This is a genomic window from Streptomyces sp. NPDC056296 (assembly GCF_042268605.1).
In the GTDB taxonomy this organism is placed as follows: Bacteria; Actinomycetota; Actinomycetes; order Streptomycetales; family Streptomycetaceae; genus Streptomyces.
In genome coordinates, this window is the sequence record NZ_JBHJRX010000126.1 from 1 (window position 1) to 5,112 (window position 5,112).

The window sequence follows — 5,112 nt, forward strand, 5'->3', positions numbered from 1 at the left end:
TCCTGCACACCTACAACCACCACCGCTGCCACACCGCACTCGGCGGCCAGCCACCGATCAGCCGCGTGAACAACCCCGCGGGTCAATACACCTAGCGCGGCCGCGGCCTTGGCCTGGCGGGTCAGCCCGCACCGTTGAGGTAGTGCGTGTCAGGACGCTGCCGGGGGATGTCCGGGTGGATCCGGCGCTTGAGGGCGCTCCAGCGGTGCCGGGCGCCTTGCCGCGAGACGCGCCAGGCGCGCCCGAGGTCGGCGAGGCTGGCGCCCTTCTCGACGGCCCGTGAGGCGTAGATCAGCCGCAGATCGTCCAGCGCTTTCTGGTGGTCTTCCGCCGCTGCCAGCAGAGCGAGCATGGCGTCCTTGTCGCTCTCGACGCCCCACGAGGTGGACGACCGGCTCAGCAGCAGAAGGATGCCGGCCTGGATGCCCCGGGCACTGGCCGACTTCGCCGCGTGCCGCTGGACCAGCGTGCGCAAGAGGTGCAAGCAGTCCCGGTGATCCGCCATGCGACAAGAGTACTTGTCGCCTCGTCAGGCCGAACATAGCTGTTGACCTGCGCAGACGTCGGACAGTCTTGCTTTTCCCCGGGCAGTGAGCGAAAATTTACCGCATCTAACCCCTGCCCGAAAAGCGTGGCGGGGACGGACAGCCAGGGCGACGGAGATACCTCCATCGCCCTTTTTTTCATGCCCGCATCCGGGTGCAGCCCGGCTGCCGCCCCGCTGCCGCATCCCCCCTTTCACCGGCCCCGCTCGCCACCGAGTGGGGCCTTCTTCATGCCCGCGCCCCGTCGCGGACCACCTCCGGAAAGGCACACCCATGCCCGACATCTCCCACGACCACGTCTTCCTCTGGCTCACCGGCGCCTGCCCCACCACCGCCGCCAAAACCGGCGCTCCGACCCCGGCGGACGTGCCTGCCCGCCGGCCGGCTGCCGCTACAGCCGCCGACATCGCCCGCCGCGAGGGCCTCGACCTGGGCGACCTCTCGCCCTATCAGCGCCGCGACCGGCGCGCCCGACGGGGCAGGGGCGGCCGCAGGCCCACTGTGCTTCAAGCCGTGACCCGCTTCGCGACGACAGGGCTGCGGATCCCGCGCGAGAGGGCCGTCGCGCACGCACAGCGCTGGGCAGCCTCCCCCATCACTGAGCCGGACGAGGCCCTGGAATGGATCAGTCTGCTGGGCCTCGCAGATCTCGATGCAGCGCTGCGCCTGCGACGCAAGGGCATCACACCAGCCATGGAGAAGATCCGCCGGGAAAGCGAGGAACAGGCCCGGCGCGACGCCCGGGCCGCGCAAGACCGCGTGTGGGCCGAGATCGCCGCCCGATACCGGCCCGGCATCGCGGCCCAGCTGCGGCTCAACGGCTGCACCCCGGACCTGCTCGACCGCCTCATCAACGGCAAGACCGTCGACCAGCTGCTCCGCGAAGGACGTCCCGTCCAGATCGTCATCAACGCCCTGCGCGACACTCACGGCTGAACCCCGCGAGGCCGCTGCACCCTGCGGGCCCCTGCGCGGGAAGTCACGCCGGGCCCCGTATGAGGACCTGTCCAGAGGCAGGTCCTCACCGAGCACATCGGCAAGCGGTGTTCATGGGAGGCACACAGGGCACTCTGCCCGCGACCCAGTCCACTGCTATCAGCCCTTCTCGCCCGGCCGCGCGGCGAGTCGGCGCACGGCTCGCCTGATCGAGCCCAGCTCCTTCAGTACCTGGTCCATCGCGGAGTCCATCAGCATGACCGGGTCGTCCGCGGACCAGAAGCGCACGACCTCTCGCACCTGATGCTCCCAGAACTCGTCCTCCTCGGCATGTTCGAAGCCGAGTTGCGACGCCAGGTCGGCAAAGCCGGTCCCGGGGCGACCAGTTGCCTTGCCAATGACGAGAGCCGACAGCAGCGGGCGACCATGCTGGTGCTCGTACACGCTGATGTGGCCAAGTTTCGGGTAGAGCCCGCGCATCTGGCCCTGCGACGTATAGGGGTCCGAACCGTGCGGGTCAACCCGCTGTGCGAAATCCTTGTAGCCGATGCAGGCGGAAAGCGGGTCGACCGGATCGCCGGCCTTCGCAAGAGAGCACAGAAGGCGATGCATGTCGCGTTCGATGGGTGTGAGCGTGAGCACGCGAACTCCTCGTAGGGAGAGGACCCGTAGGTCCGGATGTCCGTGGACGTAGCGCCCGTAGGCGTACCCGGACGGTAACTCATCTGAGACCGGACCAGCTAGACCCTTCCCCCGGCCGCTGGACGTGCTGGCGGATCCCCGCTCGGCCAACGGCTTCCGTACCCCGGCTTGAGCAGGGCTGTGCTCTGTCGGCGGCGTTGTCACACCGGCCCGCTACGGTTCGGCTATGGCCGCGCGCACCTCGTCTCCGAACGGACTCGTCCCCGTACACATCGCTGTCCACGACCCCGCCCCGATGGAGGAGCCCGGTCCACAGACCAACGACTACGCACGCGACCGCTTCACAGCCTCGGCCAAGTACGCGGGCATCTCCTGGACCGAGCATGGGGCCGAGCCGCGCTGGCTCGGCATGGACACCAGCACCTGCGCCGCCGCCATCAACCCGAGCCACTTCTCCGGGAACGGCGCCGACGAATACGACAGGTTCCTGTCCGGGGCGGCCTCGCGCGGCGAGCCCGCGCTCATCATCGCGACGATGGGCACGGCGGACGAAGACGAGGACCGCGTGCCGTCGGTCTTCGGCCGGCCCCGTGGCCGCGTGGACTTCCGCCACTTCACCGGCGCGATCGTCGGCGAGCGCCTGCTCACGGGGGCGGAAGTCTCCCTGGTTCCCGGTCTGGACGCCGCCGACCGCGACCTCGGACTGAGACTGCTCAACCGCCCTCCCAGCGCCCCCTGGTGGGCGATGACCGTGCAGGCGACCACCAGTAAGGGCTCGCGCGGAACAACGGTTCGCGAGCCCGAAGGCGAGCTGGTGCCGATCCTCGTCGACAGCCTGAACGAGCCCGTCGTCGCTCGCTGGACGTCCGGCGACGGCCAGCAGATCTGGTACGTGATCCCGGACGGGGTCGACTGGAACCAGATGGTCGACTGGCTCGTCCAACGTGCCCTTCCCGAGCACGTACCGGCCGCACTGCGCCGCGTCCGCTCACGCCACCCTGTCGACCCCGCCCTGGAGACCCCCGCGGAGACGCAAGCACGCAGCTCCCTCGAAGAGCTGGAGCGCCGCTACCTGGAGGACAAGGCCCGCCTGGAAGGCGAATTGGATCAGGCACGGCAGGAGGCCGAACCTGTGCGGGCCGCGCTGCTGTACGGCAGCGGCAGCGAGCTGGAAGACGCGGTGGCCGTGGTGCTGCGTGCCGCCGGCTTCGCCGTCACCGATCTGGACGAGGAACTGGGCGACACCCTGTCCGCGGACTTGCTCGCCGCGTTGAACGGGTCCACCTGCCTGGTCGAGGTGAAGGCCGCCTCGGGGGCAGCGGCAGAGAAACTGATCTCGCAGCTCAACGCCACCTGGAGAAGTGGCCACAACTGCGGCCCGGCCAGCCTGTCACCTGCGCTGCCTTGATCGTCAACCACCAGCATCGCCTCGATCCCGCCGAGCGCTCTGCCGAGGTGTATCAGCGCAGGGTCGTCGACACGCTCCCCTTCCCCGTGATCGCCTCTGGAGACCTGTTCCGCTGGTGGTGCACGCAGGACTGGCCGGCTGTGCAAGGCGCCGTGCTCGGCCAGGCCCACGTAGCGGGAGAACGGGAGGAGCGCCCTGCCGAAGAGGGTGAGATTCCGGCGGTCGGCCGCAGGCGGTGGCTCCTCCGGGGCAAACAGAGGGCTCGGTAGCCCGGGATCGCGAGCTGTCGCGCGAGCGGCCGCATGCTCGGAAGGCCGACCTGGCCCAGACGGCCGGTGTCCGGGCAGGATGCGCCTTCAGTGCGCGATTGGCACGCGAGATGTACGCCCCATGAGCGCCCTGCGGCCAGGGTGCAAGTGCTGACTCTCGGGGAGCTGCGGCCCCAGCCACGACCCCCGGAATGAGGCCGCCATCTCGGTGCCGCGCCTGGAGCGCAGCACCACCCGGCCCGCATCGACGCAGACCAGTGCCCTCAACCTGTTTTACTTCGGCTCGCCCGCCCATCCTGGCCGCAGATCGGGCCCGGGCACGGGCGTGCTCAGCATTGGCTCCGGCAGCGTCCACGTCACACCCGATCCCTTTCACCGAGAGCTCGGGTGCTGTCCTCCTGGTGCAGAGTCCCGCCCAGAGGTGGAGGCGGGAGAGTCCCGGCCGGACCCGGACCGGAGTACGGCCGGGATCACCCGACTCGTGGGCGGCCCGATGGGTGGTCAGGAGCTGTCTCATGGCCGGTGACGTGACCGGGGCCTGTACGTCCCCTGCCACTGCGATTTCGCTATGGGGCGGCGTATACCTTCGGCATCGCGATCTCGCGGATGGTTTCAGGGTCGTTGGGTGGCCTCAGCGTTTGCGTGCTGATGACTTGGGTTCCGGTGTCGCGGGCGGCTGAGGCCAGTTCCGTGAGAGCTTGGCGCACTACGTCGTGGGCGATGCCCTGCTGGTGAGGGTTGTCCAGCAGCAGCAGCCCAGGGAAGGCGCACTCCTGGTCGAGATCCCTTTCGAGGAACAGGGTGGCGTAGCTATATGCCAGGAAGAACAGGACCTTGGCCTCTGCTCCCAGACCTTGGTCCCAGGGCCGGGAACCGACGTAGAAGGTGAGATCGGTGTCCCTGATCGTCACGTCCCGGGTCACCCAGAGCGTGTCGCGGTAGCGGGCGAGGAAATCGTTCATTCGGTCGGCGAAGGCGGAGCACCGGTCCATGGGAGACAGCACGGATGTCCTCGAGGCCGGCTGCTGTTTCTCGATCTGATCCACGGTCTGCTGAGCGGAGAGCAAGGTGCGGTGTGCTTCGTCGCGACGCTGGAGAATCTCTTCCATCGCCGGGAGGGCAGTCATCTTGTGCTCCAGTTGGGCGATCTGCGCGGCGAGTCCTTCCAACGTCGCCATGAAAGGGGCAAGTTGTGCGGCGCGCTGTTGGTTGAGTTGCTGCGCTAGTTGTACTGCCCAGCCAGGTTGGTCGAGTTTGTGCGACGACACGGTCTGAATCTGTAGGACGGCGAAGGCCTCCGGTTGTGGAGTGG

General features: G+C 68.6%; 5 protein-coding genes. 2 read left to right on the plus strand and 3 right to left on the minus strand.

Annotated elements, in window-relative coordinates; all coding sequences use genetic code 11:
- Positions 1–121: 121 nt before the first annotated feature.
- The gene (locus ACFCZF_RS40615) at positions 122–505 is read right to left on the minus strand and encodes a hypothetical protein (protein WP_376675948.1); all 384 of its coding nucleotides are present in this window, start codon (positions 503–505) and stop codon (positions 122–124) included.
- Positions 506–818: 313 nt separating this feature from the next.
- Here ACFCZF_RS40615 and ACFCZF_RS40620 point away from each other — a divergent pair, with 313 nt between their 5' ends.
- Positions 819–1,481: a hypothetical protein gene (locus ACFCZF_RS40620; protein ID WP_376675949.1), complete on the plus strand. Its 663-nt coding sequence runs from the start codon at positions 819–821 to the stop codon at positions 1,479–1,481.
- 159 nt (positions 1,482–1,640) lie between these two features.
- Here the strand turns inward: ACFCZF_RS40620 and ACFCZF_RS40625 are convergent, their stop codons facing one another.
- A complete protein-coding gene (locus ACFCZF_RS40625) occupies positions 1,641–2,123 on the minus strand; it encodes a hypothetical protein (protein ID WP_376675950.1) in 483 nt (160 codons plus the stop codon).
- Positions 2,124–2,349: 226 nt separating this feature from the next.
- On the opposite strand from ACFCZF_RS40625, the gene ACFCZF_RS40630 reads away from it, so the two are divergent.
- The gene (locus ACFCZF_RS40630; protein ID WP_376675951.1) at positions 2,350–3,531 is read left to right on the plus strand and encodes a hypothetical protein; all 1,182 of its coding nucleotides are present in this window, start codon (positions 2,350–2,352) and stop codon (positions 3,529–3,531) included.
- An 835-nt stretch (positions 3,532–4,366) separates the two neighbouring features.
- Here ACFCZF_RS40630 and ACFCZF_RS40635 read toward each other — a convergent pair.
- A partial coding sequence (locus ACFCZF_RS40635; protein WP_376675952.1) for a hypothetical protein occupies positions 4,367–5,112 on the minus strand: 746 nt, incomplete at its 5' end.